The sequence below is a fragment of the Chryseobacterium cupriresistens genome (assembly GCF_046614675.1).
Classification (GTDB): Bacteria; Bacteroidota; Bacteroidia; order Flavobacteriales; family Weeksellaceae; genus Chryseobacterium; species Chryseobacterium cupriresistens.
The window spans coordinates 27,796-54,442 of the sequence record NZ_JBKKJT010000013.1 but is presented as its reverse complement, the minus strand read 5'-3'; the positions used below and the strand labels follow the sequence as shown (position 1 = coordinate 54,442).

The window sequence follows — 26,647 nt, the reverse complement described above, 5'->3', positions numbered from 1 at the left end:
ATAGAAATGAATCCAAGACAAGTTGCAGATTATATGTTCAATCAGGATTATTTTTCCCAGTGGATGAATATTAAAATGATTGAAGTAAAAGAAAATTACTGTTTAATAGAAATGCCAATCAAGAAGGATATGCTGAACGGACTTAAAACAGTTCATGGCGGAGTTACCTTTGCGTTTGCAGACTCTGCGCTGGCATTTTCTTCCAACAATAAAGGAGATGCCGCAGTAGCATTGAACTGTATCATCAATTTTACCAAAGCAGGAAAGGAAGGTGATGTTTTCAGAGCAGAAAGTGTCTTGGTAAATGATACAAGAAAAACCGCTGTTTATGACATTCAGATTACCAATCAAAACAAAGAACTGATTGCAAAATTTGTAGGAACAGTTTACAAAATAGGGAAAAAAGTAACAGAATTATAATAAGCAGTAAGCTTGAAGCAATAGGCAGTAAGCTTTTTTGAAGCTGATAGAGCCTATTGCATATAGCTTAAAGCCTAAAGCAAATAAAAATGAACAACGTATACATCATAGACTATGTCAGAACTCCCATCTCAAAACTACAGGGAGGATTATCAGAAGTAAGAGCGGATGATCTTGCTGCTATTGTGATCAAAGAAGTGGTAGCAAGAAACCCTGAAGTTCCAGTTGAGGAAATTGAAGACGTTATTTTCGGATGTGCCAATCAGGCGGGTGAGGATAACAGAAACGTTGCCAGAATGGGGCTTTTATTAGCTGGTCTTCCTTACAAAATTGGAGGAGAGACTGTTAACAGATTGTGTGCTTCAGGGATGTCTGCGGTAGCCAATGCATTCCGTTCTATTGCTGCAGGAGAAGGAGAAATCTATATTGCAGGAGGAGTAGAGCATATGACGCGTTCTCCTTATGTGATGTCAAAGCCAAGCGCTGCTTTTGGGAGAGACAGCCAGATGTTTGATACTACTTTCGGTTGGCGTTTCATCAACCCAAAAATGAAAGAATTATACGGTGTTGACGGAATGGGAGAAACTGCTGAAAACTTAGCGGATATTCACAAGATCAACAGGGAAGATCAGGATAAATTTGCCCTTTGGTCCCAGCAGAAAGCAACTAAGGCTCAGGAAAGCGGAAGGCTGGCAGAAGAAATTGTAAAAGTTGAAATTCCTCAGAGAAAAGGTGATCCAGTCGTTTTCGAAAAAGATGAATTTATTAAACCAACTTCATCGATGGAAGGGTTGGCCAAACTTCGTCCCGCTTTCAGAAAAGAAGGAACGGTAACTGCCGGAAACGCTTCAGGAATGAATGATGGTGCAGCTGCTTTGATTTTAGCAAGTGAAGATGCGGTGAAAAAATATGGATTAAAACCCAAAGCGAAAATTCTGGGATCTTCCGTAGCCGGTGTTGAACCAAGAATCATGGGAATCGGACCGGTAGAAGCCACTCAAAAGCTATTGAAAAGATTAAACCTTTCCCTGGAAGATATGGATATCATCGAATTAAACGAAGCATTTGCAGCACAGGCACTGGCTGTAACCCGAAGCTTAGGTTTAAAAGATGATGATTCAAGAATAAACCCGAACGGAGGTGCTATTGCCATCGGCCACCCACTTGGGGTTTCCGGGGCAAGAATCGTAGGTTCTGCAGCAATGGAGCTTCAGAAGCAGGATAAAAAGTATGCATTGTGTACCCTTTGTATCGGTGTCGGACAAGGATATGCAATGGTCATTGAAAAAGTATAATTAATTTGAAAGTGAGCTAATTTGAGAATGTTGAAAGACATTATTAATTTTCAGATTATCTCATTCTCAGATTTTCAAATTAAAAAAATGAACATCTACTCATACCACGGGATTCGTCCCATTATAAAGCCCTCCGCCTACATTCATTCGCAGGCAGTCATTATCGGGAATGTTGAAATAGGTGAGGAAGTATATATCGGTCCCAATGCGGTCATTCGCGGTGATTGGGGTAAAATTATTATTAAAGACGGAGCCAATGTACAGGAAAACTGTACCCTTCACGTTTTCCCGAATATAGAAACGATCCTGGAAGAATCTGCACATATCGGACATGGCGCGATTATTCATTCAGGACACATCGGCAAAAACTGCCTGATCGGAATGAATTCCGTTGTAATGGACAAAGCTTATATTGGTGATGAAAGTATTGTAGGAGCATTGGCTTTTGTACCAGCTAATTTCAGATGTGAACCAAGAAAACTGGTGGTAGGAAGCCCTGCAAAAGTGATCCGTGATGTTTCTGATGAAATGATTCACTGGAAAACAGAAGGAACAAAATTATATCAGGAGCTGGCAAGGGAAGGAAAAGAAGCTATTCTTCCTTGTGAGCCTTTTACAGAATATGTTCAGCAGATTCCGACTAAAGTTGTGGATTACAGTATCTGGGATGATATAAAATAGGATGAATTTAATTGCTGATAATCAAACCTAACGGGTTTTTAAAACCCGTTAGGTTTAAATTAATACCAGATTTAAAATGATTAATACAGAAAATTTTGAATTTGAAGGTACCTATCACATTTTCTCTCATGTAAATGGGACTGAAGTTATTTTTCGTGAACCCTCAAATTATCAATTTTTTCTGGAAAAGATAGAAAAGTATATTCTTCCGGTTGCTGATATTTATGCCTACTGTCTGTTACCTAATCATTTTCATTTGTTATTAAGATTTAAGAATTTTGATGATGTGAATAGTGAAAATGAGCATCAGTTTTTAATGAAGAATTTTGGTAATTTATTGAATGCTTATGCTAAAGCTTACAACAAAAAATATAATAGAAAAGGAGCTCTTTTTCTGAATGCGGTAAAAAGAAAGAAAATATCAGATGAGAAATATTTATTGAAAGTTCTCCATTACATCCATAATAATCCGGTTAATCACGGATTTGTAAATAAAATTGACCAATGGAAGCATTCTTCGTATAATTCATATTTAAATCCTGAAAAAGGAAGTAAATTGAATAGAGAAGAAATCATGCCGTATTTTGATTCGGTAGAGGTTTTTAAAAATTATCATCAATCTACTGTTGAATATGACTTTTTAAATTTTGAATAATGGCTAATAATCAAACCTAACGGGTTTCAAAAACCCGTTGGGTTTAACAAAAATAAATATGATTAAAAAAATTGCACTTGCATGCAGCATAATGTTTGCGGTGGCGTGTACGTTATCAGCACAGACTGTTGCTACAAAACCGCTTACCATCGGAGAAGTGAGGACCATTAAGTCCAAAACATTAAATGAAGACAGAACGCTGAATATTTATCTTCCGCAGGGATATGACAAAACAAAATCATATCCGGTAATTTATCTTTTGGATGGAAGTATCAATGAAGATTTTATTCATGTGACAGGATTAGTACAATTCTTTAATCAGATGTATTCCATGCCGGAAACCATTGTGGTGGGAGTTGCTAATGTAGACAGAAAAAGAGATTTTACATTTCACACGGATTTGAAAGACTTACAAAAAGACTATCCTACAACAGGACATTCAGATAAGTTTATTGCATTCGTTGAAAAAGAACTAAAGCCTTACGTGGAAAGTCAGTTTAAAACTACAGATAAATACCTTTTCGGTCAGTCTTTGGGAGGGCTTCTGGCAACGGAAATCCTTTTGAAAAATCCGGAAATGTTTGATAACTATTTTATCATCAGTCCAAGCTTATGGTGGGATGATGAAAGCCTTTTAAAACAGGCTCTACAACTGCTTTCAAAATCTACGGATACTAAAAAGTTTGTCTATGTTTCTGTAGGGAAAGGAGAACATCCGGTGATGGTAAAAGATGCTGAAGCTTTCTATGATGTTTTAAAAAAAGCAGGAAAGAAAAACTGGACATTGGAATATAAAATGATGGAAACAGACAATCACGCAACCATTCTTCACAGAAGTTTATATGAAGGATTGGTGAAAATGTTTCCTTATCAGGAACCGAAATAAAAATAAATGTAACAATATACCAATGTAAAAATGTAACAATAAATCCACAGCAAACAATTATTGGTAAACTGTTACACTTCTACATTGATAAATTAAATATTTTATGGAAAAGTTAAAAAACTATATCTACGGACAATGGGTAGAAGGTACCGGAAACGGAATTCCTTTGTACAATGCCGTTACAGGAGAACAGGTAGCTGTTTCCGATACAGAAGGACTTAATTTTGAACAGGCTCTGGACTACGGAAGAACCGTAGGATATAAAAACCTTTCTTCAATGACTTTCTACGATCGTGGAGAAATGTTGAAAAAAGTAGCACTTTACCTGTTAGAAAGAAAGAAAAAATATTATGATTTATCATACAAAACAGGAGCTACCCACATAGATTCGTGGGTGGACATCGAAGGAGGTTTCGGAACTTTCTTTACCTATTCCGGGTTGGCAAAAAGAATGCTTCCCAATACTTCATTTTGGGTAGATGGCGATACTCAGAAGATTTCTGCCAACGGAACTTTCTTGGGAACCCATATCTTAACGCCAAGTGAAGGGGTTTCTGTACAGATTAACGCTTATAACTTTCCGGTGTGGGGAATGTTGGAAAAATTATCCACTTCCTTGCTGGCGGGTGTTCCTTCTATTGTAAAACCGTCTCCTTTCGGATCTTACCTTACCAATGCGGTATTTCAGGATATGATTGAAAGTGGAGTATTGCCTGAAGGAGCTGTTCAGTTAGTTTGTGGAGAGCCGGGAAATATTCTTGATTATGTTCAGGATGGAGACTCTGTTTTATTTACAGGTTCTGCTCACACGGGAAGAAAATTGAAATCACTTCCTTCTATTGCAGGAAATGCCGTTCGTTTCAATATGGAAGCCGATTCGTTGAATTGTTCTATCCTTGGACTAGAGGCCAAACCGGGAACTCCGGAATTCGATCTATTCATCAAAGAAGTCCGCAACGAAATGACCACGAAGGCAGGACAGAAATGTACAGCGATCAGAAGAATTATTGTTCCTGAGCATTTAATCGGTGATGTTCAGAATGCTTTGTCTAAAGCTTTAGATCAGACAAAAATCGGAAACCCATTAAGCAGAGAAACCAAAATGGGATCTTTGGTGGGAAGGCAGCAGTATGAAGAAGTTTTAAGAAAAGTAAATCTATTAAAATCAGAAACAGAACTTGTCTATGACGGAAAACACGAGCTGGTAGATGCCAATTATGAAAATGGGGCATTTATGAGTCCGAAACTATTCCTGAACGACAAACCTTTTGAAAAAAATATCTCTCATGATGTAGAAGCTTTCGGACCGGTATCTACATTGATGCCGTATAAAGATGCTGAAGAAGCAGCTGCACTGGCAAAAAGAGGAAAAGGAAGTCTGGTAGGATCTATCGTTTCTCATGACGAAAACTTTATCGCCGAAACTTCGTGGAAAATGGCCTCTCAGCACGGAAGAATCTTTGTATTGAACAGAGATAACGCTAAAGAAAGCACAGGTCATGGTTCTCCACTTCCGACACTGATGCACGGAGGTCCTGGTAGAGCGGGAGGTGGTGAAGAAATGGGCGGACTTAGCGGTCTTCATTTCTTCTTACAGAAAACAGCAATCCAGGGATCACCGGATGTGTTGAAAGCTATTACTAAGATCTACCAGCAGGGAGCAGAGAAAAAATTCTCAGACAAACATCCTTTCCAGAAATATTTTGAGGAAGTGGAAGTAGGAGATTCTTTGGAAACAGCAGGAAGAACTGTTACTGATGCCGATATCGTTAATTTCTCCAATGTTTCATGGGACCATTTCTATGCCCATACAGATGCAACAAGTTTAACAGGCACTATTTTCGATAAGACGGTTGCTCATGGATATTTTATCCTTTCAGCAGCAGCAGGATTATTTGTTTCAGGCAAAAAAGGACCTGTAATTGCTAATTACGGATTGGAAGACTGCAGCTTCTTCAAACCTGTATACGCCGGAGATACCATCACGGTTTATTTAACAGCAAAAGAAAAAATCAACAGAGGAGTAAAAGGAAGAAATATCCCTTCCGGTGTTGTAAAATGGCTGGTTGAGGTTGTAAACCAAAGAGATGAGATTGTATGTGTAGCAACGATCCTGACATTGGTAGCAAAACAATCTCCTTTCATCGATCTGAATGTAAAAAATATTCAGAAAATATTGAATGGATTAACGGAAAGTACTCCTGCGCTTTGGGGAAAAATGTCTCCGCAGCAGATGATTGAGCATTTGGAGCAAGCGGTATTGGTGAGTTTTGGAGAACCCGAAGCAGAAAAATGTTTCACTCCTGAAGAAAATCTTGAAAAATGGCAGGATTCTCTTTACAATCACAGAGCAATGCCAAAAGAATTCACAGCTCCCTTCCTTCCTCAGGATGGTTCACTTCCGGAACCCAAACATAAAAATCTGGAAGCAGCAAAACTGTCATTCATGGATAACCTGAAGAAATTTGTGATCTACTACAAGGACAACCCGCAGGCAGAGCACATGAATTACGTTTTCGGAAAACTGAATAAAGAAATGTGGGAACTGATGCACAAAAAGCATTTTACACACCACTTCCAACAATTTGGATTGATTTAATTCAAAATAAAATATAAATTTAGAGTCCCTTCCGGTTTAAACCGAAAGGGACTTTTTAATAACTCCTGCCAAGTTTTGAAACCTTAACATAAGTAATAAAATCAGAAAATTTTTAATCATGAAATCATTAGAAACCTTTTTTAACATTGTCTTTTGGGCTTTTTCAATTTTATTTCTTTTTTCCTGTTCGGGAAATCTAAAACAAGATAAAGACGGCTATTATTCTGAAGAAAAATTTGTTGACAGTCTGAATGTGGGAAGAAAAGGTAAAACTAAAGTAGAGTTTGAAAAATTTAGACATATTAAGAATGGTGATGTATTTGTAACCTTGAATGTTTATGATCTAAAAGATATTTGGGTAGAAAGTAAAGGATCTATGTTTCATACCTGGGAATTAAAAAATACTTTTAAATTTATCAAAGATGGAGTAACGGGTTTAGATGTTCAAATTGGTGATTTTAATAATGATGGCTTTAATGATGTGACGTATCAAAGTGGAATCGCAGGAAGAGGGGGAAATATCGTAATGACTTTATTCGTGTATGAACCGGAAAATAAAAATTTTATCCACATCAAAAATTCAGATAATTATCCAAACCTGAGTTTTAATTCAAAACTAAAGTGTATCAATTCTGTAATTTTAACAGGCTCTATCACAACAGTATTTCTAAAAATTAAAAAAGATTCTCTGGATGAATTTGCACGGGTAGATGTTTCTGATAAAATAGTGGTGGAAGAAAAAGATTCTACAGGCAAGTTTAAGGTTATTGAAGAAAAAGTATTCACAGGAAATGATAAGGATCTTTATAAGGTTTTTAGAAATTATAAGCCTTTAGAATATTAGTCTTATATAAATTGAAATATTCATTATTTCAGTTAGTTATGGTTTTTTGTTTGAAAAATTACTAACTTTAATAGGCGAAATCCGAAAAGCATACAGAGTAGGAGAGAACACCAAAACAAACCACTATGAAAAACTTAAAAAAACTTTCAAGACATGAGTTGAAATCTCTTAAAGGAGCAGGACCAAACTGGTCTTGTACGCTTAACCCTTGTCCTCCCGGAACATGTTGTCTTCCCGGAAGATGGCCTGATATTGCAAGAGCATGTTATATCTGTGCGGATTCTTAGACTTTTTTAACTTAAAACAATACACAAAGCTGCTACTCCTCGTGATTGGCAGTTTTTTATATTTTTTTCTTAAACTTAAAATATCCGTACATTAAAATGGGTAACGCGAATATCTGAAACAAAAAAACAAGCAATGAAGGGATTCCTTCCAGATGATTTGCATTAGCTTTTATAAGGAGCTGCTTGCCAAGCGGTCCGTTCGAGAATATCAGAATATTAAACAAATTCCAGCCCAGATGAAGACCTATAGGAAGGTACAAAGATTTTGTCTTAGCAAAGGACACTGCGAGCATCCACCCAAAAATAGACGTCATTACAAAAATAATTACCATCTGAAAAGGATTTCCAAATGCATTATAAGAAAACCAATGGTAGATTCCGAAGCACGCAGCAGATAAAAGGCAGGCTTTTGTCGTTCCCCATTTTTCTATAGCAAGATAAAGCAAAGCTCCTCTGAAAAGTAATTCTTCAAACAAAACAGACTTTACAATCCACCATAAGCTCATCAATGCTGCAGAAAATGATATTGGCTTATTCAGTATCCAGCTGTTATTGATAAAGGCTGTTGTCAAGATTTGATAAACGCTGCATACTACAGCTGCCAAAAGAAAACCTATGCTCAGGTTAATCAATCTTGCCTGGCTGGGTTTAAATCCTAAAACAGAAAGGTCCTTTTTTGCGATGAACCTCAGGAGAAGCCACGAAATGATAAGCTCAATAATAATTCCAATCATAGGTTAGAAGTTTTAATTGAATAAGTTTTATCTTATTGAAAACGAATATAATAAAAAAACGGATGCGAAAAGTTTCTTTAAAATATTTATCGTTCAAGACTTTAAACCTTGACAGGATGATGATAAAAGGTTTGAGCAACAGGATAATTTTGTTACTTTACAATAAAAATGATTTCATGGATAAAACTTTTGCGGATCATGTGATAGATTTCAACAAAAACCTTAGTTTCACAGGAAATCTTCCTGATGATTTTCAAGTCCTGAATCCTTATCTGGATAATCCTGAGACGTTGAAGGTGATGGAAGAGTTTTATCATAAATTCTACGATGATTCAGCTAAGAGGAAATTCATCATCGGAATCAATCCCAGCCGCCATGGCGCGGGAGTAACTGGAGTTCCGTTTACCGATACAAAAAGACTGGAAAATGTCTGCGGAATCAAAATGAAATCTGCCCGTACCCATGAAGTTTCTTCCGTTTTCATGTATGATATGATTGAAGACTATGGTGGTACTGATCTTTTCTATAAAGATATTTATATCAATTCTCCATTTCCGCTGGCTATTGTAAGAAAAACAAAAAACGGCTGGCTCAATGCCAACTATTATGATGATAAAGAACTCTTCAATTCAGTCAAAGACTTTATGATCGAATCTTTGAAGAAGCATATCAGCCTTAATCTGGATACCTCAGAAGTTTTTGTTCTGGGTAAAAAGAATGCCGAATTCATTTCACAATTAAACAAAGAAACCCAACTCTTTGAGACGATGACCGTTCTGGAGCATCCAAGATATATCCAGCAGTACAAATCAAAAGAAAAACAGCTTTATATAGACAAGTACATTTTAGCTTTGAGAAAATGACAAAATCCCTTCGTTAAAAGGGATTTGTCATTCATGAATTAGAATCTTTGTGGGATATGGAACTTATAAAATTTTCTGATATTAGTTTTTAATAACTTTGGTAGATTCTGTTGCTGTTTTAATAATATAAACCCCTTTTGGAAGTTCTGAAATATTAACCTCATTATTTCCTTTTTGAGTTTGAATAGTTTTCAGCATTTTACCATCCAGGTTGTAGATCTTAGCTTCACTTGCTTTTTCTGTTGTAATAGAAAGAGGTCCGTTGGTTGGATTAGGATAAACAGTCAGGTCTTTTTTGGTGCTTTTAGCTTCCGAAGTCCCCAGTACCAGATTGCTGTCTTTTACCCAGGTGAAGGCATCGAAGCCTACATATCGGAAAGCTCCGTTTGCTGTGATTTGTAACTCGTCAATCACAATATTTGAGTAATTCTGACCATTTAAGTTGGTAAGATCAATCAAAGTATATCCATTCGTGCTACCTAAGCTTGTTGCAAATCCGGTTGTTTTTGTTTGGGTAAATTTTGTTACGCCACTTAGTTTTCCGGTTACAGTTAGTGTTCCTGCAACATTAAGATCCAGATTCAATGCAGAAAGATACATCCAGAATCTGTTTACTTTAAACAAATTGGAAGTGGTTTTGATGCTGAATGACGGTGGGGATTGTGAGTTATTCGAATTGTCGATGTACCTGTTATCATTTGCTGTTCCACTCCAGCCGGTTCCCGGGAAATTACCCTGAATATCAAAAACACTTACATGTGAAATGATATTAAATATGACTCCATTATCGGTGAAGCTTGTACTTCCGTGCGATTCCGTTTCAAATTGTTCTGTACTGGTCTGCCCGAATGAAAAAATTGAAATGAGCAGACTACAGATTGCTAAAAAAGTAGTGCTTTTCATGATGTTTGGTTTTAAATGTTAGGTGATGGTGTGGATATTAATCCCTTGGCGGATAAATACCTTCAACACAAATGATATAATTTAAGCCTAGGTAAGGAGGCATATTATTCAGCGGTAAGCCTTGTCCTGTATAAGAAATACTTAACGGATTGATAGTTGTATCAGGGTTGGTATCATTCACGAAACTCGGTACTGCATTGAAATCTCTTCCCACTTGCGTTCCTGAAATGGCAATTGTTGAGGTAGCTGTAGGAGTAGATGAATTGGCATTCTTATTCGCTACTTTAAGCTGAAATCCGGCTCCTATACTTGGGAGGTTCGATGATAAAAGAGTATTTTGTGTTGTACCGGATACGATTCCCAAAGGATAACTTTCGCCGGAGTTTACATTCCCTGCTCCCAAAGCCATACGTCCTTTTAAGTTAGGCAGGGCAAAAGTAGTGATACCGTCTCCACCGTACGTTGTTCCTAAAATAGAAAATAAAGCAGAATTTCTTGAGATGCTTATTAAACTTCCATCACAAAACATCCAGCCTCTAGGTGCGAAATTTCCTGCAAATAATTTTACGATTCCAATGTACTCGTCCATGATAATATGTTTTTAGTTTTTTAGATTTCTTACTCTTTTTACAGGCTTTTCAGATTCCGCCTTTTGGTTATTAATTCTTAGTTCAAAGGAACAATTAATAAAAGGCAGGTACTAGAGTAGAAAATACCAAATTAAAAACTCCGTATTTCTACGTAATAATGTCTTGAATTTTGCGGATTCGGAAAAGAAAATTTATACTTTAAGTTTCTCTGAACGAGCTGTATTTCGTATTTTTGTAAGAATCCAATAAAAATAAAAATGAGCGAATTTGTAGCATCAGAAATTAAAAATAATATTGCCGAAATCAGTTTCGGAACACCTAAAAGTAATTCTCTTCCAGGAGCAATTTTGGAAAAACTGGCAGAAACTATCCTTGAAGAAGGGGCAAAAGAAGAAGTGAAAGCTATTTTAGTGAAAAGTGCCGGTGAGAAGGCTTTCTGTGCAGGAGCAAGTTTTGACGAGCTCTTAGCCATTGAGGAACTTGAAGCTTCCACACAATTTTTCGGAGGTTTTGCCAAAGTTTTAAATGCAATGAGAAACTGTGGGAAAATTGTTGTGGTAAGAGTACAGGGAAAAACTACCGGCGGAGGAGTAGGGATTGCCTGCGGGGCAGATTATTGTTTTGCTACTAAAGACTCAGCTCTTGCACTTACAGAAATCAATCTTGGAATAGGCCCTTTTGTAATTGGCCCTTATGTTGAAAGAAAAATAGGTAAGTCACAATTCTCCGCTATGGCCATTGATGCAGACTTCAGATCTGCTGAATGGGCTGAACAGCATAATATTTATCATTCGGTTTCAGATACTATTGAAGAAATGGATGAAAAGCTGGAGAAATTTTTGCAGACTTTAGCATCCAGAAGCAGTGATGCTTTAGCATTAATTAAAAAAGTTTCATGGGAAGGAACAGATCATTTCAATGAATTGATGCCGGCAAGAATTCACATGAGTGCAAGTCTTATTCTTGAAGATTCTGCAAAGAAAAATATTGAGTCTATTAAAGAAAGGTTAAGGGCTAAATAAGGTATAAAAATAAAGGATTTTAATCCAAAAGCTATCCGTAGAAATTTTTGTTTTTACGGATTTTTTGTGCATTATTATATGTCAGGATACAAGTTTTAGCTTTTCCGCTGCTTATAAAACAATTAATATATCGTTATGAGAATTATTTCCAGAATTTTAAAAAAAACTTGGAAGATTGAAAATAAATCATAACTTTGTAATTCAAAGTTCTTTTTATGGATTCAAAAAACTATCACGAAGACTTATCGCATATCCGTTCTATGATGGAGCGGTCTTCCAGATTTATTTCGCTAAGTGGTTTATCAGGAGTTGTTGCGGGTTTAACGGCTATTATCGGTGCTGTATATGTGTACTGCGTTTTTCAGAGGGAAGGAATCAGTTATTTTGATGGGGACAGAAATATTCTGGGACCTGCCTTGGTTAAAGAGCTTGTCCTGATTGGTATTGTTATTCTGGTAATTGCAATCCTCAGCGGTTATCTTTTTACAGCTCATAAAAGTAAAAAGAAAGGTTTGAAGATCTGGGATGCTACAACAAAGAGACTTTTGGTTACCTTTGCAGTGCCTTTGGCAGCAGGTGGTGTCTTTTGCCTTGCGCTTCTTTATCATCATCTTTTTGTTTTCATTGCTCCGGCTACGCTTATTTTTTATGGATTGGCTCTGGTAGCCGCAGAACGATATACATTAACGGATGTAAAGTATTTAGGATATCTTGAGATTATTTTGGGACTTATTTCTTTGTTCTTTTTAGGATGGGGATTGCTGTTCTGGGCCATTGGTTTTGGTGTTCTGCATATTGTGTATGGATTGATCATGCATAAGAAGTATAAATAATGAATGAGATGTGGTTTTGCTATTGAGTAGTGAAAATCGGAATAATAATCAAGCATATTGCATTTTAGCAGTGTTTCAGAATAAAGATAAAGTAAAATGATCAAAATAAATCAGCTCAATAAAGAATTCGAAAGCCGTGTAAGACTGGGGATAATGTCCGTTCTTATGGTTAACGACTGGGTTGATTTTTCTGAAATGAAAAGCCTGCTCGAAATTACAGACGGAAATCTTGCCAGCCACAGCAATGCGCTGGAAAAAGCAGGCTATATCGAAGTAAAGAAAGAATTTGTCGGGAAGAAACCTAAAACGTCTTATCGTGTTACACAGAGCGGAAGGCAGGCGTTTAATGAGCATTTAGATGCACTGGAAAAATTATTGGGGCGATAGTCCTATATTTTTTTGAAAATTAACTTTGAATTACAAAGTACTTTATATGTTTAAATTAAATAAAATGATGACACAGAAACAAAAAACAATCGCCATTTATGCCCTTCCATTGGCTTTACTCAGTATTCCCTTGGTTGGCAATCTGTTTTCTAAGGAAGTGAACTGGTCAGGAGCAGATTTTCTTATTGCGGGAGCTTTGCTTTTTACAACCGCTTTTCTGATCAATATGGTTAGAAATAAAATCAAAAAGCAAAGTCAGAGAATGATGATCTGCATTCTCATATTGCTGGCTCTGGTACTTATCTGGGGCGAATTAGCAGTAGGAATCTTCGGAAGCCCGTTTGCGGGAAGCTGATCAGCCTTCTTTATTTAAACCTTGAAATAATGAAAGATCAAAAAATTATATACTTCGGAAGATTCATATTCGGATTATTCTTTTTAGCCGGAAATATCTGTCTTTTCGGATACATTCTAACAAAAGAATATTGGTTTGCAGACTCAGGATTTTTACTGATTACTTATGGAACTGTATTCAATGTTATTGTCCTATCAGTTTTGTTGATATATGCTGCTGCAGACCGGTCTGCAAGTAAAGCCTGTTTACAGTCGGCGGGGTTAATTCTGATCAATATACCCATAGCTATACTTTATACCATAATAGGATGCAATCTTGTTATTTTTAATTAATTCACTATGAAAAAAATACGTGTTCAGTTTCTGCTTTTTGTGTATGATAAAACTCAAAAGCTATACAGAAAATATTTCAAAAAGAAAAAAAGGCAGTGGCAGTTCAATGAAAAACAACTGCTGGAGTTTCAGGAAGATTCTTTAGGCCGAAAACTGGGAGAATTTTACAGAAAACACGGTTTTTCGATGATCCCCAAAATGGAAAATCATGATGTACACCATCTGATTACCGGTTGTGGAACGAGCTTCGAAGATGAAATTGCCATGCAGTATCTGCTCCTTGGAAACGGTAAACTCAATGCACATCTGTTGGCTGCAATCGTATTGGGAACAATTATACTGCCTGAGTATGCGAAAATTTATATCAAAGCGTATAAAAAGGGACAAAATATGAGAGCCTTTCATTACTGGGATTTTGAAGAGCTGCTATGGCAGAATTATGAGCATGTGAAAGATTTTATTCAACAGAAAGAAACGATAGTTCTTCATTAAAATTAAAAATAATGGAAAAAATAAAATTCAGCCCACTAGGGGAGAAGACATTTTTAATCTCCTTTTTGCTGGGTACCTCTTTGCTGCTTTTATTTTGGATCACAAGAGCTGAATTTCTGATCATATTTGGGTTTTATTACGTTGTGATTGCTGCTGTAACGAACCTGTTGATCACTTTATATGAGTTGATGGAATTCCTGAGTGATATTTCCGAAAAGAAAAGAAACGGAAACTCTGTCCTTCTATTGCTGCTCAATATCCCTGTTACTTTTCTATACCTCACCCTATTCTTTAATTTTTGCTAATCTCTATCTCTGTAAATTAAATCTTTCAATTCTTTCAATCTTTTAAATAATTAACCTCATGAAAACACATCATTATATATTTCTTACAGCCATTCTCTTTGTCATCGTTTTTTATGATCAGGAGCTGGGGCTTAATCTTGGAATTCTTGGAATTGTCTACGCATTATTAACACTTTTCAGAACACCTGCAAAAAATAAAACAGGAATACTATATGGCCTTTTTGCAACAAGTATTCTATCCAGCATTGCATTTGCCTGGTTTGGAGATTTTACATCCTTTATTGCAGTGGTGAGCTCGTTGCTTTTGCTGGGATATAAATCAAAGAACAGAAGGCTGAAGATTCTCTTTTTAATACCGGTTTTTATTGTGAATAGCTGTACTTCCTTCTGTCGTTTTTTTAGCTTTGATGAGTGGCTGCCTAAGAAAAATTTTTCAGGATTTTGGCAAAAGACATTGGCTTTCTTTTTGATTCCGCTGGTGCTGGTTTCTGTTTTCTTTGGAATATATTCTGCAGGAAGCGACCATTTTGCAGCCCTTTTCACAGATTATGAGCTGGATATTAATCTATGGCAGGTATTCTGTCTCTCTGTGCTGGGATTCTTTATTGCCTTTAATTACTGGAATTATGCAGTGGAAAAGTTGATCTATAAAAACAATCATGTTCTGGATAACGAGTTCCGCAAAGAATCCCGGATTCCCGAAGCTACTTATTCCTTTCTTGATCTTGATGCAGAAAGAATAAGCGGAATCATTTCTTTTGTCTTGCTGAATGTTTTATTGGTATTCTTTATTATTACCTATAATTATGAACAGTTTTATGAAGCTGTAAAAACACCTGTTCAGCTTTCAGAAGAAACCCATGAGAGAGTAAACGCCGTTATTATGTCTATTGTCATGGCAATTCTTGTGATTATGTTTTATTTTAAATCAGGATTTAATTTTGATCCAAAAGCAGGTTCACTGAAAGTATTAGCCAAAATATGGATTTTCCTTAATGCTGTTCTTGTTATTTCCGCAGCCCTTAAAAATTATGAGTATATTGTTTATTATGCATTTACCTATAAAAGACTAGGTGTATTTGCTTTCCTGCTTTTATCACTGATCGGCCTTGTTCTGACTTATGTTAAAATTCAAAAGCAAAAAAGAAATATTTTCCTTGTTAATACAATGATCTGGTATTTTTATGGAACTGTCCTTGTGTGCAGTTACTTCAACTGGGGTGGTTTTATTACTTCCCAGAATATGAAACGAAAGGATTTTGCGGTCAACTATCATGTAACGTCTATCAACTTCAGTGAAAAAGCACTTCTGAAATATGCGGATGAAAAAAATGATGAGAAACTTAAAAAGACCTTGCAGGATAAGGTGAAAAACAAAACATCCAAAAACTTTATTTCAAAGATTTTATATTATCAGACTATAAAATAAAAGATCATGAAAAACTTTGTAGAACCCTCAAGATTTAAAATTAATGTATTGTTGATAATGATGACCATATTCTGTTTCAGTCTTTCTGCTTTTAGATACTATATCAGTGATACAAAAGTGTTTTTGTTTCTCAACTGGAACCTCTTTCTGGCGTGGATTCCTTTATTATTAAGTTCTTTTGTTCTTGCTTTTAATATCAGAAGTAAAATCTCGCTGGTCTTTATTATTATAATCTGGATTTTGTTCTTTCCCAATTCTCCCTACATCCTGACAGATCTTTTTCATCTCAGAGCAAGAAATTCAATCCCGGTCTGGTATGATCTCATTGTGATTCTTTCTTATGCATGGACCGGCCTGATCTGCGGATTTATTAGCCTTAATGATATTGAAAAAAAACTTTCTTATTACGGGAAAAAAAATAGTATCAATGGAATTATTGTATTTTTTCTTTTCATGAGCAGCTTTGGAGTTTATCTTGGCCGTTTTCTGAGATGGAACAGCTGGGATGTACTTAATAATCCTTTCGGCCTGTTCTCTGATATTGTAGTGAGATTTATTTATCCGATGGAATATACCAAAACATGGGGTGTTACTCTTTTGATGGGAATTATGCTCAACTTTATGTACTTTACATTTAAATGGTCGGGCATCAGTGAAGAAAAAGAATTGCGGCCGGGAAGCAAATCATTAAACGGATTGGAACAGTTTTAGCATTTAAATGAGCTCAGCATAATTAATGTTGATCCATTCTTAAAATAATTATTATGAAAAAAAGCTTATTGTTAATTCCTTTGATTATTGTTGCCTGTAAAAAAGATCCAGCTGTGACAAACGTTCCGGAGAAGGATTCTACAGTGGTAACAGAAATGCCGGATTCTGTGGTAAAAACAGATTCTGCAGCATTAAGAAAGAAAGACTCCATTATTAACAATGCTCCGGCCACTAAGGAAGTTCTGCGAAAAGGGGTGATGAGAAATGAAAAAGACGGACAGATCATAAGAACCGCGGATGCTAATCAGCTGCCTTTTACCATTGGAGAAGAATTTACAAAAGATGATCAGGATTTTATTTTAAAACTGACCCACTACGACCGCCCGAACATCAAAGCAAAAATTTCTACCAAAGAAAAGGACTTCAATATCCGGTTCAATCAGATCAGACTTCCAAACGGAAATTATGATGGGCCTTTCGGAAGAGAAATCACCTATGATACTCCCGGAAAAGGTGAAGTATGGCTGATTATCGGGAAAAGTAACATGGCTTCCGGAAATACAAAAGGAAGTTTTACGGTAACTGTAGAATAAAATTCAATCAATTTGGTACAATTTCTGCAAACTAACCTTTAAGTTTAAAATTTAAAAATTATGAAAAATATAGTTCTAACAGCAATGGCCGCTTCAGCTGTACTCGTAAGTTGCGGAACCGTACAGTCGCTGGTTCAGAATACATTTCCATACACAACGAATGTTTTGGTGTCTACGGGAGTTCCTGCAGATAAAGAAGTTTCTTCCACTGCAACAGCTACCAATGTACAGACCTGGTTCGGAGGAAATAACAATGCAAAAATTAAAGACGTAAGAATTTCAGATGCGAAAATCTCTGTAGCTTCTCCTTCAGGAGGAAATCTGGGTGCTTTCAAAACTGTAAAAATATACGTTTCATCCAACGGAACGGGAGAAAGACTCATCGCTTCGCGTTCCAATATTTCCACCAATTCTTCCAGCTTAAATCTTGATCTTAATGATACCGGATTTCTGGATGAAATTGTAAAAAGTTCTGGTTTAACAGTAAGAACAGTGTACGAGCTGAAAAATCAGACCTCTTCAGATATGAACATCAAAGTGGCACTGAATTTCAGCAGTGTTCCTGCGCAATAAGTGCAAAAAAAATTACTATTTAAAACCCTCTTGCAGTATTCTGGAAGAGGGTTTAATGTGAAGTAAAATGTATATAAAAATCTTTATTTTTTAGAGCTTTGTCAGTTTTTCAACAACTCTTCTCTGGCCTTCATTAATATTAATAATATACTGACCTGTCGGTAATTGGGAAATATCAATTTTCTCATTTGGTACAACTGAATTTTTGATAACCGTACGACCCTGAAGGTTAATAATCTCTACATCCAGTTTTTTATTTTCATTGCTTTGAATAGCGATAGAACTGCTGGACGGGTTAGGATAGATCTTAACTTCCAATGCCGGTAAAGCTGTAACAGGTGTTGCCAATTTACTTTCCAGCTGAAGAATCGCATTCTTCACATTGGGAAGAGGTCCGATCTTTTGGCCGGTCACAGTTCCTCCCTGAGGAATCCCCGTTGAAATTAAAAGGTTTTTCATCGCTGAAGGGGTTAAGTACTGACCTGTAGTCTGACGATAGTAAGACTGGATCAAAATAGCCGCAGAAGATACCACCGGCGTAGCAGAACTGGTGCCGCTGAAATAATTATAGGTTCTGTTGTTATCATTGTCATATTTCGCATAAGACCCATAACCTGCTGCCATCACACTGCTTCCCCAGCCCTGTACATCCACTCTGTTTCCATAAGTACTGAAACTTAATTTTGAATGGGTAGTATTGGGAGATCCTGCTCCTACAATGATAGCTCCGCTGTTTCCTCTCGCAAGATACGTAGCATAAAAAGGGTCATCCAGGTTCTGATTCCCGTTACCTGCCGCTGCGATAATAATGATTCCTGAATCAGTAGCAGCTTTTGTAAGATCCCAGATTACTTTATCATATTCTGCAGGACAATATTGCCCGTCTTTTCCGCCAGTCTGCATTTCATACAAAATAATATCTCCGGCCTGAGAAGCGTTGATGGATCTGCTCACGGCAGAAGCTCTGTTATAACCTACTGTCGTCCATTCCATATAGCCTTTTATCTCAGAAGTATTGTAGGCTGCTCCCGTAAGCCCAATATTATCTTTTACAGAACCTAAAATACTTACTACTGCCGTTCCGTGATCACGGTAATTATTATTGGCCAGTCCGGCATTTGGAGAATATCCCGGTTCCAGTTGTATGGAGTTTTGATTAGACAGCATCTCGTGAGTTTTATAGAACCCATATTCTACATCCCGCACACGGATATTCTGGCCTGTGATTCCTCGGGACCATGCATATTTGGCGTTGATTCCCGGATTATCATTCAGGTAGGTCTGCAGGCTTTCCAGATCAGGAGTTGCCACAAAAGCATTTACCAAAGGTGGTTCGATAGGCTCGCCACTCATTACAGATACATATTCTATCTCAGGAAACCTCTCCAGAGTATGGATGATTTTTTCTGAGGTTTCTTTATTTTGAATAGGAATATCAGCCTTATAAATTCTTTTCAGTTTTTCCACAGATTCCGTGGAATTTCCGATGGCCTTGCTGTTTCTGGCCATTTCATCAAGTTTGCTGTCTGTGAAGTCCAGATCATACTTGAATGCGATGTGATTTTCTCTTGAAAATCTTTCCAGATCAGCGTTTCTGCTGAAGGCTGTTTTTTCTGAATTGATGCCTTTTGAAAAGCATACATAAATAATTGAATTTTGTTCAGTAGCCATTTTGGGCTGACTGTCCTGCCCGAATGACAGAGTAGAACAGAACGCAAACAATGCGAAAAGATTGATTTTTGTTTTCATACAATTTTGTTAAATGGTTGTGAATCAGTTTTGATTTGCGTCAAAAATAATAATAAAATGAAAACAAATCACATTTTTGTGAATTTAATTTTAAAATTTTTACTCTTTTCTTTTGTGTAAAGGATTTTTTTTGTTTTTGAGTCATAACCTCACAGGTTTTCAAAACCAGTGAGGGTTAAGAGCGCATATTTTATACGTACTCATCAAAAAAATACGCTTCATAAATTGAAGCGTATCGGATGTATTTTACATATTTGTCTTTTTCTGCTTAGCTTTTGGTAATAGAATCCATTACAATGGTTACAGGCCCGTCATTGACCAGAGAAACCTTCATGTCAGCTCCAAAAATTCCGCTTTCTGTTTTTAATCCCGATTTGGCTATTTCCTCCTTAAAATACTCAAAAAGCGGTATAGCTTTATCCGGTTTTGCGGCCTTTATGAAAGAAGGTCTGTTGCCTTTTTTATAATCTGCAATTAATGTAAACTGGCTGATGCAAAGAATTTCTCCTGAAATATCCTTCACAGAAAGATTAAGCTTGTCATCTTCATCACCAAAGATTCTAAGATTTAAAACCTTCTGTACAAGCCAGTCTGCATCAGCTTTTTCATCATTTTCATCGATACCTGTCAGCAGCATAAGCCCTTTTCCGATTTCACCCACAATTTTTCCGTCCACTTTTACACTGGCTTCGGAGACTCTTTGTATAACGATCTTCATTTTGTATTTTTAATAATAAACATTTAAGGTTTTACTTGCAGCATCGTAACTGTAAGGATAGGTCTTAGGTGGCAGAGAAGTTTTTGCACCCGATTCCGGTTGTCCCGTACTTAAGATCCATCTGGTATTATCCTCAGGACATACGATGGCAATATTATCTTTTACCTCAAGAGTAGTATTGTTATCAGGACATATGTGCGGTGCATTTCTGTCATACACTTTAAATCCGTTGGCTGTACGGACAATAATCAATCCTCTGGTTCCTGACTGTTGCTCGTTCACATAAATCCAGCCGTTGATATTGTTTAAAGCATAATAAGCAGGCAGGTTTAAATTAAGTGATACATTGATAGGAACATTGGGAAAGCAGGTTACCGTATCTTCTCTGCTTCCACATGAGTTTGTGGTTAAATTGCTGAAAATCAATAAACTGAAAATGGATAAGATTGAAAAAGTTTTTTTCATTTCAATTTAAATTTTTATATATTTGTAAAAATTAAACGATTACAACACGAAAACATTGTCCGGCAAATGTCGGATTATTTTTTTATACTAAAACTAAATTTTGAAAATTATGGCAAGCTATGTAACTAAGGAGGGCCTAGAGAAAATGAAAGCTGAGCTGGAACAGTTGGAAACTGTGGAGAGACCAAAAATTACTCAGCAGATCGCAGAAGCAAGAGATAAAGGAGATTTATCGGAAAATGCAGAATATGATGCGGCTAAAGAGGCTCAGGGGATGCTTGAAATGAGAATTTCCAAGCTGAAAGATGTTATTTCTACTTCTAAAATTATAGACGAAAGCCAATTAGATACTTCAAAAGTTTCAATCTTAACAACAGTGAAACTTAAAAATAATGCTACCAAGCAGGAGCAGGTATTTACATTGGTACCGGATAATGAAAGCGACCTGAAGACAGGGAAGATTTCTGTGAATACACCTATCGCAAAAGGCCTGTTAGGAAAAGCTATTGGTGAAACTGCTGAAATTATTTTACCCAACGGAAACAAACTGTCTTTCGAAGTATTAGACATTTCTTTATAGTCTGATATCCCTTTCTATTTCTAAACTTCTAAATATCTAACCCAAACTTCTGATAAAATGAGCACTATATTCACGAAAATCATTAATGGCGAAATTCCCTCTTATAAGATTGCAGAAAATGAAAACTTTATTGCATTCTTAGACGCAATGCCTTTGGTGAAGGGACATACTTTAGTTGTACCTAAAAAAGAAGTGGATCTGATTTTTGATCTTGAAAGTGAAGAATACAAAAACCTTTGGGGATTTGCCCAAGAGGTAGCCAAGAAGATCAAAACTGCAGTTCCATGTGTGAGAGTAGGAGTAGCAGTGGTGGGACTTGAAGTTCCTCATGCGCACATCCATCTGATTCCTTTAAATAAGATGGAAGATATGAATTTCAGAAATGAAAGATTAAAATTAACGAACGAAGAATATACAGAGATTCAACACTCAATTATGAATTCTTAACAACCAGAAAATCGTAAAAAAGTAATTTTTTACGATTTTCTTTAACATATACATATATATTATATCATATGAACTCAAACCAATGTTCTTTCTGCGGCAGAAAAAGAAATGAAGTACAGATGCTGATTTCCGGGCAGAATGGTTTTATTTGTGAAAATTGTATAGAGCAGGCACATGCGATCGTAAAAGATGGTGCATCCAAAACAGGATATTCACCTGCAGACAGCATGGATGAGCTTAAAAAACCAAAAGAGATCAAAGAATTCCTTGATCAGTATGTAATTGGACAGGATCAGGCAAAAAAGCAGCTTTCAATCGCTGTATATAATCATTATAAAAGGTTGCTTCATGCTCAGGACGAAAACAGGGAGGTGGAGCTTGAAAAATCAAACATTATCATGATAGGGGAAACCGGAACAGGTAAAACCCTTCTGGCAAAAACGATTGCCAGAGAGCTTAACGTCCCTTTCTGTATCGTAGATGCTACTATTCTAACAGAAGCCGGATATGTAGGAGAAGATGTTGAAAGTATCCTTTCAAGACTTCTTATGGTGGCAGATTATGATGTGGAAAAAGCTGAAAAAGGAATCGTTTTCATTGATGAGATTGATAAAATTGCCAGAAAATCAGACAACCCAAGTATTACAAGAGACGTTTCCGGAGAAGGAGTACAGCAGGGATTGCTGAAACTGCTGGAAGGAAGTATTGTGAATGTTCCGCCACAGGGAGGAAGAAAGCACCCGGATCAGAAATACATCCAGGTTAATACTCAGAATATTTTATTTATTGCAGGAGGGGCTTTTGACGGAATCAAAGAAATCATCGAAAGAAGAATGAACAAGCAGGCCATCGGGTTCAGTTCTGAAAAAATCAATAAAACTGACGAAGACGAATATATATTAACAAATATTAATGCAATTGATCTTCGTACTTTCGGATTAATTCCGGAACTTTTAGGAAGATTTCCAATCATCACTTACCTTGATAAACTCACCAAAGAGACTCTGGTAAGAATCATGAAGGAACCTAAAAACTCTATTGTGAATCAATTTGTGGAACTTTTCAAAATGGATGGCACAAATTTGGTTATTACAGACGGAGCCATTGAAAAAATCGTAGAAGAAACTATTGAAAAAGGACTAGGTGCAAGAGGTCTTAGAGGGACCACCGAAAAAGTTCTAGAAGACTATATGTTTTCAATAGGAGAGGAGAAAGATATCATCTTAAATGAAGATAATGTTTTGATTAATAGATAAAAAATTTTTTTTTTAAGAAAAATAATAATACCTTTGCGGGTGAAGATTGTATTAACACACAAATAATTTATACAATGAGAAAAAGTTTATTTGCTATAGGTCTTTTAGCAATTAGTTATTCTGTTCAGGCGCAGATACTATGTCATGTTGACACTAATGCTAATATGTATGTGAGCGAAGGCACCCTAGTTTATAGCGGTGGAGGTGTACAAACAAAGGGTAATGGCCTTTTGGACGTGCATGGAAATATTATGGTTGTAGGATCTGGTACAGATGCTTTTAAGACAATTAATGCTGCCGGAACAGGTGATAAAACTGACGGTGGAAATATCATCTTAAGACTTAATACCCCTGCTTCTTTTGCTACTTCCACGTATGGCCAGCTGTACATCGATGGGCTATCCCAGTCCAACATTACGGGTATTGTAACCAAAGAGTACAGAACTACAAGTAATGGTAGTGGTAATTATTTCCAACAAGTTGCTTTGCCTTTCTATGGTAAAGCTTTAAGCTCATTATCTACTGAAGTTGGTAAGACTTTCAATACGGGGAGATACAGCAATCCAATTCTTAAGTGGGACAACGCTAATGCAGTTTCTGCACATTTTACAAATTTAGCAACTACAACTACTGATGGTCCGGGATATTATATGCTGAAAGTTACCAATAATGATTGGAATCCAAGCACACCTGCAACCGGAACAGTATTCAATATTAACGGAAAGCCATATGCTCCGTTAGCTGGAACTGTAACATTGCAGAATGGAGGAAAATCTAATTTGGGACCTTCTAATGTCGTATTCGGAGCTGGTGGTAATGCTGTGAATTCTTACAACGAAAAGTACAACACTTATTTAGATGACAGTTTTGAGTTTACTACAAGCGCATGGGCTGGAACATTTGGACAAAACTGGTATCAGTTTGGTAACCCATTCCTTACCAATTTAGATTTATCTAATATCGGATATACTGAAAGTGTTACCGGATCAGACGGAAATGCTGTAAAAAATATCTGGGGTATTGAATATAACCCGGGTACTGTTGTTACACTTCCGGGAGGTTCTACTTATGCTACAGGTGCTCAGGTGGTTACTTTTGTTACTACAGGTGATGGTGTTGCTCCAGCTGTTGGAGATGTTGATAATGTAGTAATGAAACCTATGCAGTCATTTAAAATAAAGTTAAGAGACAATACAGCTCAGACTTTAGATTTTAATACACTGAGAAGATTCAAATCAACAGCAAGAGCAGCAGGTACCCCTAACGGTGTAAATGCAGCCAGAATGGCTGGTAAAGGTACAAACAGTACAGTGAAACAGCTTGGGGTAATCGGTCTTGATGCTAATGGTAAAGAGATTTCCAGAACATATTATGTGGTTTCTCCATCATTTACAACAGGACACCAGGTTTCTACAGCTACAACAGTTCAGGCTTCAGCAGGTACCAGAATCATTGGTACTTACGAAGAAGCGCTGAATGGTGGGTATGATAACAATTATACTAATTATTGGTTATATATTAACGAAGCTAATGAGAGTAACTTCCAAGGTAAAAATGTTAAGTTAGTTAACTATAAACTTGATCAGGTTAAATCTTATAAGTTCGAGATCAGAGAAAATGCAGAACTTATTCCTGCTGGGACACACCAGTTATCTTCAGGAATTGGTTTCTATTATAAAGCGGAAAATGGAAATTTAGTACAGGCTAAACAAGGAGATGTTGTAGCGGTAACAAATGAAGAAGCTAACTTGTATTACGGTGAGCCAAGTAATATTACTTTGGCTGTAGATAAAACAGCTCCTAGTGTTTCAAGAACACTTGTTGTTTACGATCCATCAGTTACAAATTACATTGTTAGATTTGATCCAAAATGGAAAAAAGCGGACATTCAAGTTTATGATATGAGCGGTAAACTGGTAATCTCTAAAAAAGCGGTTGAAACATCCCGAGATTTTGTAATCGAGCTTGATGGCTCAGTTAAAAATTCATATGTTGTAAAAATCGTTTCTGATAAGGGAGAAACTGTTAATACTAAAATCTTAAAATAAACCACATGAAAACTATTAATAAACTAGTTCTGGCGTTTTTCCTGTTTGCTGTATCTTTAGCAAATGCCGCTCCACCACAACCAGCAATCCCGGGAGGAGGAGGAAACGGAGGAAATGGTACCGGGTCACCTGCCTCACCAATTGATATGTATGTATATGTACTTGGTATCGTAGCAATTGGATTTATTGTTTACTTTACAAAAAAGTACAAGAGCGTAAAAGCATAAAATTTTATTAAAATAATATTAAACTCTCTGATTAGTCAGGGAGTTTTTTTATTTTTACTATATGAAAAAAATTTATATGCTATCTGCAGTTTTAACTGCATTTGCTCTGCAGGCTCAATTTACTGTTACAATTCAGACTCCGGCAGATTTTAAAGATCAGGACGCTATTTTATATACATTAAACGGATCGAAAGATATTATTGTTACTAAAGAACAGAGTAAGAATAGTACGTGGACTTTTAAATATCCGGGCCATTATATGGGGATGATGAAAGTCTATTTCCCTGGCTCCAATAATACCGTAAGCTTTATTTCTGAAAATAAAAATGTCAACTTTAAACTGGATATTCAGAATAATAAAGTGAAGGATGTTATCTATCTGGATGAAGCCAATAATCTGATGAGTAAACAACAGGAGGGTTCACAAAAGAAAGAGCTTATTTTACCGGCTTTAGCACAGATTAAAGAATATTATAAAGATAATACCGACTTTGGAAAAGCGCTGAAAACAGAAATTGACAGGCTTTCCGGTGCATCAAGCTCTATTGATGCAGCGCAACACCCGTTTATTGCTTATTACAATACGAATTACAGCAAGTTTCTTTCCAACTCTCCTGATGCCGTGAAAAAAATAGATCAGGAAGAAATAATCAACTTTCTGGACAAATCCGGTGATATGCTTGAAAGCTCATCATTATTAAGACCTTTGTTGGTAGCTTATCTGAATTCAGGAGGGAATACAAACGTTACGGCGTCTGTTGATAAGTTATTGGATCGTTTAAAAGTAGAAACTCCAAGAGGGCAGACTGTATTGTCAGAATTGATTGATATTTTTGATGTCTATCAGATGGATGAATATAAGAGTAAATATCTGTCTCTTGCCAAAAATCTTAAGTGTACCATTAACGATAGACTTGCTTCTACGTTGAAATCGAACGCCAATATTGAAATGGGGGCGGTTTTCCCTAATTATAAGTTCCAGTCACCTGTTAATACCACTGCCAAATCATTACACGATATTAAAGCAGATAAAAAGGTCGTTGTCTTCTGGTCTTCCACATGTTCACACTGCGAAAGTGAACTTCCGAAACTTCTGGAAAAATACAATGACCTGAAATCAAAAAATATCCAGATTGTAGGACTGTCTTTGGATGTGGATAAGAATTCATATACCCAAAAAATCGCTGCATTTCCCTGGGTGAATGATTCCGAATTGAGAGGATGGAACAGCAGTTACACAGATTTGTATAATATTCATGCAACTCCGACGTATTTTATTTTAGATGCTAACAATAAGATAATCAGCAAACCAGATCATGTTGGAGATGTTTTAGAATATTTTAAGGTAAAATAATTTTGGAGGTAAAG

General features: G+C 36.5%; 32 protein-coding genes. 26 read left to right on the top strand and 6 right to left on the bottom strand.

Translation table 11 applies throughout. The features are described from left to right. Positions 1-6: 6 nt before the first annotated feature. The 8 genes from ACLI50_RS21920 to ACLI50_RS21885 all read left to right on the top strand — a co-directional run bounded on the left by ACLI50_RS21920 (position 7) and on the right by ACLI50_RS21885 (position 7,667). Entirely contained in the window at positions 7-420 is a 414-nt protein-coding gene (locus ACLI50_RS21920) for a PaaI family thioesterase (RefSeq protein ID WP_202840497.1), read from the top strand. An 89-nt stretch (positions 421-509) separates the two neighbouring features. Then, on the top strand, positions 510-1,715 hold the full coding sequence (gene pcaF / locus ACLI50_RS21915) for a 3-oxoadipyl-CoA thiolase (RefSeq protein WP_202840499.1): 1,206 nt from the start codon (positions 510-512) through the stop codon (positions 1,713-1,715). An 87-nt stretch (positions 1,716-1,802) separates the two neighbouring features. Further along, positions 1,803-2,396: an acyltransferase gene (locus ACLI50_RS21910; RefSeq protein ID WP_202840501.1), complete on the top strand. Its 594-nt coding sequence runs from the start codon at positions 1,803-1,805 to the stop codon at positions 2,394-2,396. A 76-nt stretch (positions 2,397-2,472) separates the two neighbouring features. Further along, positions 2,473-3,051, top strand: a complete 579-nt coding sequence (locus ACLI50_RS21905) for a transposase (RefSeq protein WP_202840503.1) — start codon at positions 2,473-2,475, stop codon at positions 3,049-3,051. Between the two features lie 58 nt (positions 3,052-3,109). Further along, positions 3,110-3,937, top strand: coding sequence for an alpha/beta hydrolase (locus ACLI50_RS21900; RefSeq protein WP_202840505.1), 828 nt, complete (start codon positions 3,110-3,112; stop codon positions 3,935-3,937). A gap of 103 nt (positions 3,938-4,040) precedes the next feature. Then, positions 4,041-6,536, top strand: coding sequence for a phenylacetic acid degradation bifunctional protein PaaZ (paaZ, locus tag ACLI50_RS21895; RefSeq protein ID WP_411414638.1), 2,496 nt, complete (start codon positions 4,041-4,043; stop codon positions 6,534-6,536). A 118-nt stretch (positions 6,537-6,654) separates the two neighbouring features. Beyond that, positions 6,655-7,380, top strand: a complete 726-nt coding sequence (locus ACLI50_RS21890) for an XAC2610-related protein (protein WP_411414637.1) — start codon at positions 6,655-6,657, stop codon at positions 7,378-7,380. A gap of 125 nt (positions 7,381-7,505) precedes the next feature. Continuing rightward, complete coding sequence (locus tag ACLI50_RS21885) at positions 7,506-7,667, top strand: bacteriocin-like protein (RefSeq protein ID WP_227943480.1); 162 nt, start codon at positions 7,506-7,508, stop codon at positions 7,665-7,667. A gap of 56 nt (positions 7,668-7,723) precedes the next feature. Here the strand turns inward: ACLI50_RS21885 and ACLI50_RS21880 are convergent, their stop codons facing one another. Then, complete coding sequence (locus ACLI50_RS21880; protein WP_411414636.1) at positions 7,724-8,401, bottom strand: CPBP family intramembrane glutamic endopeptidase; 678 nt, start codon at positions 8,399-8,401, stop codon at positions 7,724-7,726. Between the two features lie 176 nt (positions 8,402-8,577). On the opposite strand from ACLI50_RS21880, the gene ACLI50_RS21875 reads away from it, so the two are divergent. Beyond that, the gene (locus ACLI50_RS21875; protein ID WP_202840510.1) at positions 8,578-9,264 is read left to right on the top strand and encodes an SMUG2 DNA glycosylase family protein; all 687 of its coding nucleotides are present in this window, start codon (positions 8,578-8,580) and stop codon (positions 9,262-9,264) included. 81 nt (positions 9,265-9,345) lie between these two features. Here the strand turns inward: ACLI50_RS21875 and ACLI50_RS21870 are convergent, their stop codons facing one another. Together ACLI50_RS21870 and ACLI50_RS21865 are read right to left on the bottom strand one after the other, a co-directional pair. Then, on the bottom strand, positions 9,346-10,167 hold the full coding sequence (locus tag ACLI50_RS21870) for a T9SS type A sorting domain-containing protein (RefSeq protein WP_202840511.1): 822 nt from the start codon (positions 10,165-10,167) through the stop codon (positions 9,346-9,348). Positions 10,168-10,204: 37 nt separating this feature from the next. After that, entirely contained in the window at positions 10,205-10,756 is a 552-nt protein-coding gene (locus tag ACLI50_RS21865; protein ID WP_411414635.1) for a phage tail protein, read from the bottom strand. A 258-nt stretch (positions 10,757-11,014) separates the two neighbouring features. Between ACLI50_RS21865 and ACLI50_RS21860 the strand changes: the two genes are divergently transcribed. The 11 genes from ACLI50_RS21860 to ACLI50_RS21810 all read left to right on the top strand — a co-directional run bounded on the left by ACLI50_RS21860 (position 11,015) and on the right by ACLI50_RS21810 (position 17,789). Continuing rightward, positions 11,015-11,779, top strand: coding sequence for an enoyl-CoA hydratase/isomerase family protein (locus ACLI50_RS21860; RefSeq protein ID WP_202840513.1), 765 nt, complete (start codon positions 11,015-11,017; stop codon positions 11,777-11,779). Between the two features lie 215 nt (positions 11,780-11,994). After that, the gene (locus ACLI50_RS21855; protein WP_202840515.1) at positions 11,995-12,612 is read left to right on the top strand and encodes a hypothetical protein; all 618 of its coding nucleotides are present in this window, start codon (positions 11,995-11,997) and stop codon (positions 12,610-12,612) included. A gap of 96 nt (positions 12,613-12,708) precedes the next feature. After that, a complete protein-coding gene (locus ACLI50_RS21850; protein ID WP_110010688.1) occupies positions 12,709-12,999 on the top strand; it encodes a winged helix-turn-helix domain-containing protein in 291 nt (96 codons plus the stop codon). Between the two features lie 64 nt (positions 13,000-13,063). Continuing rightward, positions 13,064-13,354, top strand: a complete 291-nt coding sequence (locus tag ACLI50_RS21845) for a hypothetical protein (protein WP_343641177.1) — start codon at positions 13,064-13,066, stop codon at positions 13,352-13,354. A 29-nt stretch (positions 13,355-13,383) separates the two neighbouring features. Then, positions 13,384-13,686: a hypothetical protein gene (locus ACLI50_RS21840; RefSeq protein WP_227943471.1), complete on the top strand. Its 303-nt coding sequence runs from the start codon at positions 13,384-13,386 to the stop codon at positions 13,684-13,686. 6 nt (positions 13,687-13,692) lie between these two features. Beyond that, the gene (locus ACLI50_RS21835; RefSeq protein WP_343641181.1) at positions 13,693-14,178 is read left to right on the top strand and encodes a Coq4 family protein; all 486 of its coding nucleotides are present in this window, start codon (positions 13,693-13,695) and stop codon (positions 14,176-14,178) included. 11 nt (positions 14,179-14,189) lie between these two features. Continuing rightward, positions 14,190-14,483 carry a hypothetical protein gene (locus tag ACLI50_RS21830; protein WP_343641183.1) on the top strand — a complete coding sequence of 98 codons (294 nt, stop codon included), beginning with the start codon at positions 14,190-14,192 and terminating at the stop codon, positions 14,481-14,483. Positions 14,484-14,541: 58 nt separating this feature from the next. Then, entirely contained in the window at positions 14,542-15,912 is a 1,371-nt protein-coding gene (locus ACLI50_RS21825; RefSeq protein ID WP_411414634.1) for a DUF4153 domain-containing protein, read from the top strand. Positions 15,913-15,918: 6 nt separating this feature from the next. Beyond that, positions 15,919-16,623 (top strand): DUF1361 domain-containing protein, encoded by a 705-nt coding sequence (locus ACLI50_RS21820; protein WP_411414633.1) that lies wholly within the window; start codon positions 15,919-15,921, stop codon positions 16,621-16,623. A 53-nt stretch (positions 16,624-16,676) separates the two neighbouring features. Next, the gene (locus tag ACLI50_RS21815; protein ID WP_110010693.1) at positions 16,677-17,216 is read left to right on the top strand and encodes a hypothetical protein; all 540 of its coding nucleotides are present in this window, start codon (positions 16,677-16,679) and stop codon (positions 17,214-17,216) included. 60 nt (positions 17,217-17,276) lie between these two features. Beyond that, entirely contained in the window at positions 17,277-17,789 is a 513-nt protein-coding gene (locus ACLI50_RS21810; protein WP_110010694.1) for a hypothetical protein, read from the top strand. Positions 17,790-17,879: 90 nt separating this feature from the next. On the opposite strand, the gene ACLI50_RS21805 is transcribed toward ACLI50_RS21810, so the two are convergent. The 3 genes from ACLI50_RS21805 to ACLI50_RS21795 all read right to left on the bottom strand — a co-directional run bounded on the left by ACLI50_RS21805 (position 17,880) and on the right by ACLI50_RS21795 (position 20,721). Continuing rightward, complete coding sequence (locus ACLI50_RS21805; RefSeq protein ID WP_343641194.1) at positions 17,880-19,538, bottom strand: S8/S53 family peptidase; 1,659 nt, start codon at positions 19,536-19,538, stop codon at positions 17,880-17,882. Between the two features lie 268 nt (positions 19,539-19,806). Further along, a complete protein-coding gene (dtd, locus tag ACLI50_RS21800) occupies positions 19,807-20,256 on the bottom strand; it encodes a D-aminoacyl-tRNA deacylase (RefSeq protein WP_343641196.1) in 450 nt (149 codons plus the stop codon). Positions 20,257-20,265: 9 nt separating this feature from the next. Next, the gene (locus ACLI50_RS21795; protein WP_411414632.1) at positions 20,266-20,721 is read right to left on the bottom strand and encodes a hypothetical protein; all 456 of its coding nucleotides are present in this window, start codon (positions 20,719-20,721) and stop codon (positions 20,266-20,268) included. A gap of 109 nt (positions 20,722-20,830) precedes the next feature. Between ACLI50_RS21795 and greA the strand changes: the two genes are divergently transcribed. From greA to ACLI50_RS21765, 6 genes are all read left to right on the top strand, one after another. Further along, the gene (gene greA / locus ACLI50_RS21790) at positions 20,831-21,301 is read left to right on the top strand and encodes a transcription elongation factor GreA (protein ID WP_110010698.1); all 471 of its coding nucleotides are present in this window, start codon (positions 20,831-20,833) and stop codon (positions 21,299-21,301) included. 57 nt (positions 21,302-21,358) lie between these two features. Continuing rightward, on the top strand, positions 21,359-21,748 hold the full coding sequence (locus tag ACLI50_RS21785) for an HIT family protein (protein ID WP_110010699.1): 390 nt from the start codon (positions 21,359-21,361) through the stop codon (positions 21,746-21,748). 68 nt (positions 21,749-21,816) lie between these two features. After that, positions 21,817-23,004, top strand: a complete 1,188-nt coding sequence (clpX, locus tag ACLI50_RS21780) for an ATP-dependent Clp protease ATP-binding subunit ClpX (protein ID WP_110010700.1) — start codon at positions 21,817-21,819, stop codon at positions 23,002-23,004. 74 nt (positions 23,005-23,078) lie between these two features. Further along, the gene (locus ACLI50_RS21775; protein WP_110010701.1) at positions 23,079-25,052 is read left to right on the top strand and encodes a T9SS type A sorting domain-containing protein; all 1,974 of its coding nucleotides are present in this window, start codon (positions 23,079-23,081) and stop codon (positions 25,050-25,052) included. A gap of 5 nt (positions 25,053-25,057) precedes the next feature. After that, positions 25,058-25,279 carry a signal peptidase gene (locus tag ACLI50_RS21770; protein WP_110010702.1) on the top strand — a complete coding sequence of 74 codons (222 nt, stop codon included), beginning with the start codon at positions 25,058-25,060 and terminating at the stop codon, positions 25,277-25,279. A 61-nt stretch (positions 25,280-25,340) separates the two neighbouring features. Next, on the top strand, positions 25,341-26,633 hold the full coding sequence (locus tag ACLI50_RS21765) for a TlpA family protein disulfide reductase (protein WP_343643473.1): 1,293 nt from the start codon (positions 25,341-25,343) through the stop codon (positions 26,631-26,633). Positions 26,634-26,647 lie beyond the last annotated feature (14 nt).

Excerpts from the sequence above, each read along its gene's own strand:
- ACLI50_RS21920 (WP_202840497.1), top strand. The coding sequence starts at position 7 with ATGAATCCAAGACAAGTTGCAGATTATATGTTCAATCAGGATTATTTT.
- pcaF (WP_202840499.1), top strand. The coding sequence starts at position 510 with ATGAACAACGTATACATCATAGACTATGTCAGAACTCCCATCTCAAAA.
- ACLI50_RS21910 (WP_202840501.1), top strand. The coding sequence starts at position 1,803 with ATGAACATCTACTCATACCACGGGATTCGTCCCATTATAAAGCCCTCC.
- ACLI50_RS21905 (WP_202840503.1), top strand. The coding sequence starts at position 2,473 with ATGATTAATACAGAAAATTTTGAATTTGAAGGTACCTATCACATTTTC.
- ACLI50_RS21900 (WP_202840505.1), top strand. The coding sequence starts at position 3,110 with ATGATTAAAAAAATTGCACTTGCATGCAGCATAATGTTTGCGGTGGCG.
- paaZ (WP_411414638.1), top strand. The coding sequence starts at position 4,041 with ATGGAAAAGTTAAAAAACTATATCTACGGACAATGGGTAGAAGGTACC.
- ACLI50_RS21890 (WP_411414637.1), top strand. The coding sequence starts at position 6,655 with ATGAAATCATTAGAAACCTTTTTTAACATTGTCTTTTGGGCTTTTTCA.
- ACLI50_RS21885 (WP_227943480.1), top strand. The coding sequence starts at position 7,506 with ATGAAAAACTTAAAAAAACTTTCAAGACATGAGTTGAAATCTCTTAAA.
- ACLI50_RS21880 (WP_411414636.1), bottom strand. The coding sequence starts at position 8,401 with ATGATTGGAATTATTATTGAGCTTATCATTTCGTGGCTTCTCCTGAGG.
- ACLI50_RS21875 (WP_202840510.1), top strand. The coding sequence starts at position 8,578 with ATGGATAAAACTTTTGCGGATCATGTGATAGATTTCAACAAAAACCTT.
- ACLI50_RS21870 (WP_202840511.1), bottom strand. The coding sequence starts at position 10,167 with ATGAAAAGCACTACTTTTTTAGCAATCTGTAGTCTGCTCATTTCAATT.
- ACLI50_RS21865 (WP_411414635.1), bottom strand. The coding sequence starts at position 10,756 with ATGGACGAGTACATTGGAATCGTAAAATTATTTGCAGGAAATTTCGCA.
- ACLI50_RS21860 (WP_202840513.1), top strand. The coding sequence starts at position 11,015 with ATGAGCGAATTTGTAGCATCAGAAATTAAAAATAATATTGCCGAAATC.
- ACLI50_RS21855 (WP_202840515.1), top strand. The coding sequence starts at position 11,995 with ATGGATTCAAAAAACTATCACGAAGACTTATCGCATATCCGTTCTATG.
- ACLI50_RS21850 (WP_110010688.1), top strand. The coding sequence starts at position 12,709 with ATGATCAAAATAAATCAGCTCAATAAAGAATTCGAAAGCCGTGTAAGA.
- ACLI50_RS21845 (WP_343641177.1), top strand. The coding sequence starts at position 13,064 with ATGATGACACAGAAACAAAAAACAATCGCCATTTATGCCCTTCCATTG.
- ACLI50_RS21840 (WP_227943471.1), top strand. The coding sequence starts at position 13,384 with ATGAAAGATCAAAAAATTATATACTTCGGAAGATTCATATTCGGATTA.
- ACLI50_RS21835 (WP_343641181.1), top strand. The coding sequence starts at position 13,693 with ATGAAAAAAATACGTGTTCAGTTTCTGCTTTTTGTGTATGATAAAACT.
- ACLI50_RS21830 (WP_343641183.1), top strand. The coding sequence starts at position 14,190 with ATGGAAAAAATAAAATTCAGCCCACTAGGGGAGAAGACATTTTTAATC.
- ACLI50_RS21825 (WP_411414634.1), top strand. The coding sequence starts at position 14,542 with ATGAAAACACATCATTATATATTTCTTACAGCCATTCTCTTTGTCATC.
- ACLI50_RS21820 (WP_411414633.1), top strand. The coding sequence starts at position 15,919 with ATGAAAAACTTTGTAGAACCCTCAAGATTTAAAATTAATGTATTGTTG.
- ACLI50_RS21815 (WP_110010693.1), top strand. The coding sequence starts at position 16,677 with ATGAAAAAAAGCTTATTGTTAATTCCTTTGATTATTGTTGCCTGTAAA.
- ACLI50_RS21810 (WP_110010694.1), top strand. The coding sequence starts at position 17,277 with ATGAAAAATATAGTTCTAACAGCAATGGCCGCTTCAGCTGTACTCGTA.
- ACLI50_RS21805 (WP_343641194.1), bottom strand. The coding sequence starts at position 19,538 with ATGAAAACAAAAATCAATCTTTTCGCATTGTTTGCGTTCTGTTCTACT.
- dtd (WP_343641196.1), bottom strand. The coding sequence starts at position 20,256 with ATGAAGATCGTTATACAAAGAGTCTCCGAAGCCAGTGTAAAAGTGGAC.
- ACLI50_RS21795 (WP_411414632.1), bottom strand. The coding sequence starts at position 20,721 with ATGAAAAAAACTTTTTCAATCTTATCCATTTTCAGTTTATTGATTTTC.
- greA (WP_110010698.1), top strand. The coding sequence starts at position 20,831 with ATGGCAAGCTATGTAACTAAGGAGGGCCTAGAGAAAATGAAAGCTGAG.
- ACLI50_RS21785 (WP_110010699.1), top strand. The coding sequence starts at position 21,359 with ATGAGCACTATATTCACGAAAATCATTAATGGCGAAATTCCCTCTTAT.
- clpX (WP_110010700.1), top strand. The coding sequence starts at position 21,817 with ATGAACTCAAACCAATGTTCTTTCTGCGGCAGAAAAAGAAATGAAGTA.
- ACLI50_RS21775 (WP_110010701.1), top strand. The coding sequence starts at position 23,079 with ATGAGAAAAAGTTTATTTGCTATAGGTCTTTTAGCAATTAGTTATTCT.
- ACLI50_RS21770 (WP_110010702.1), top strand. The coding sequence starts at position 25,058 with ATGAAAACTATTAATAAACTAGTTCTGGCGTTTTTCCTGTTTGCTGTA.
- ACLI50_RS21765 (WP_343643473.1), top strand. The coding sequence starts at position 25,341 with ATGAAAAAAATTTATATGCTATCTGCAGTTTTAACTGCATTTGCTCTG.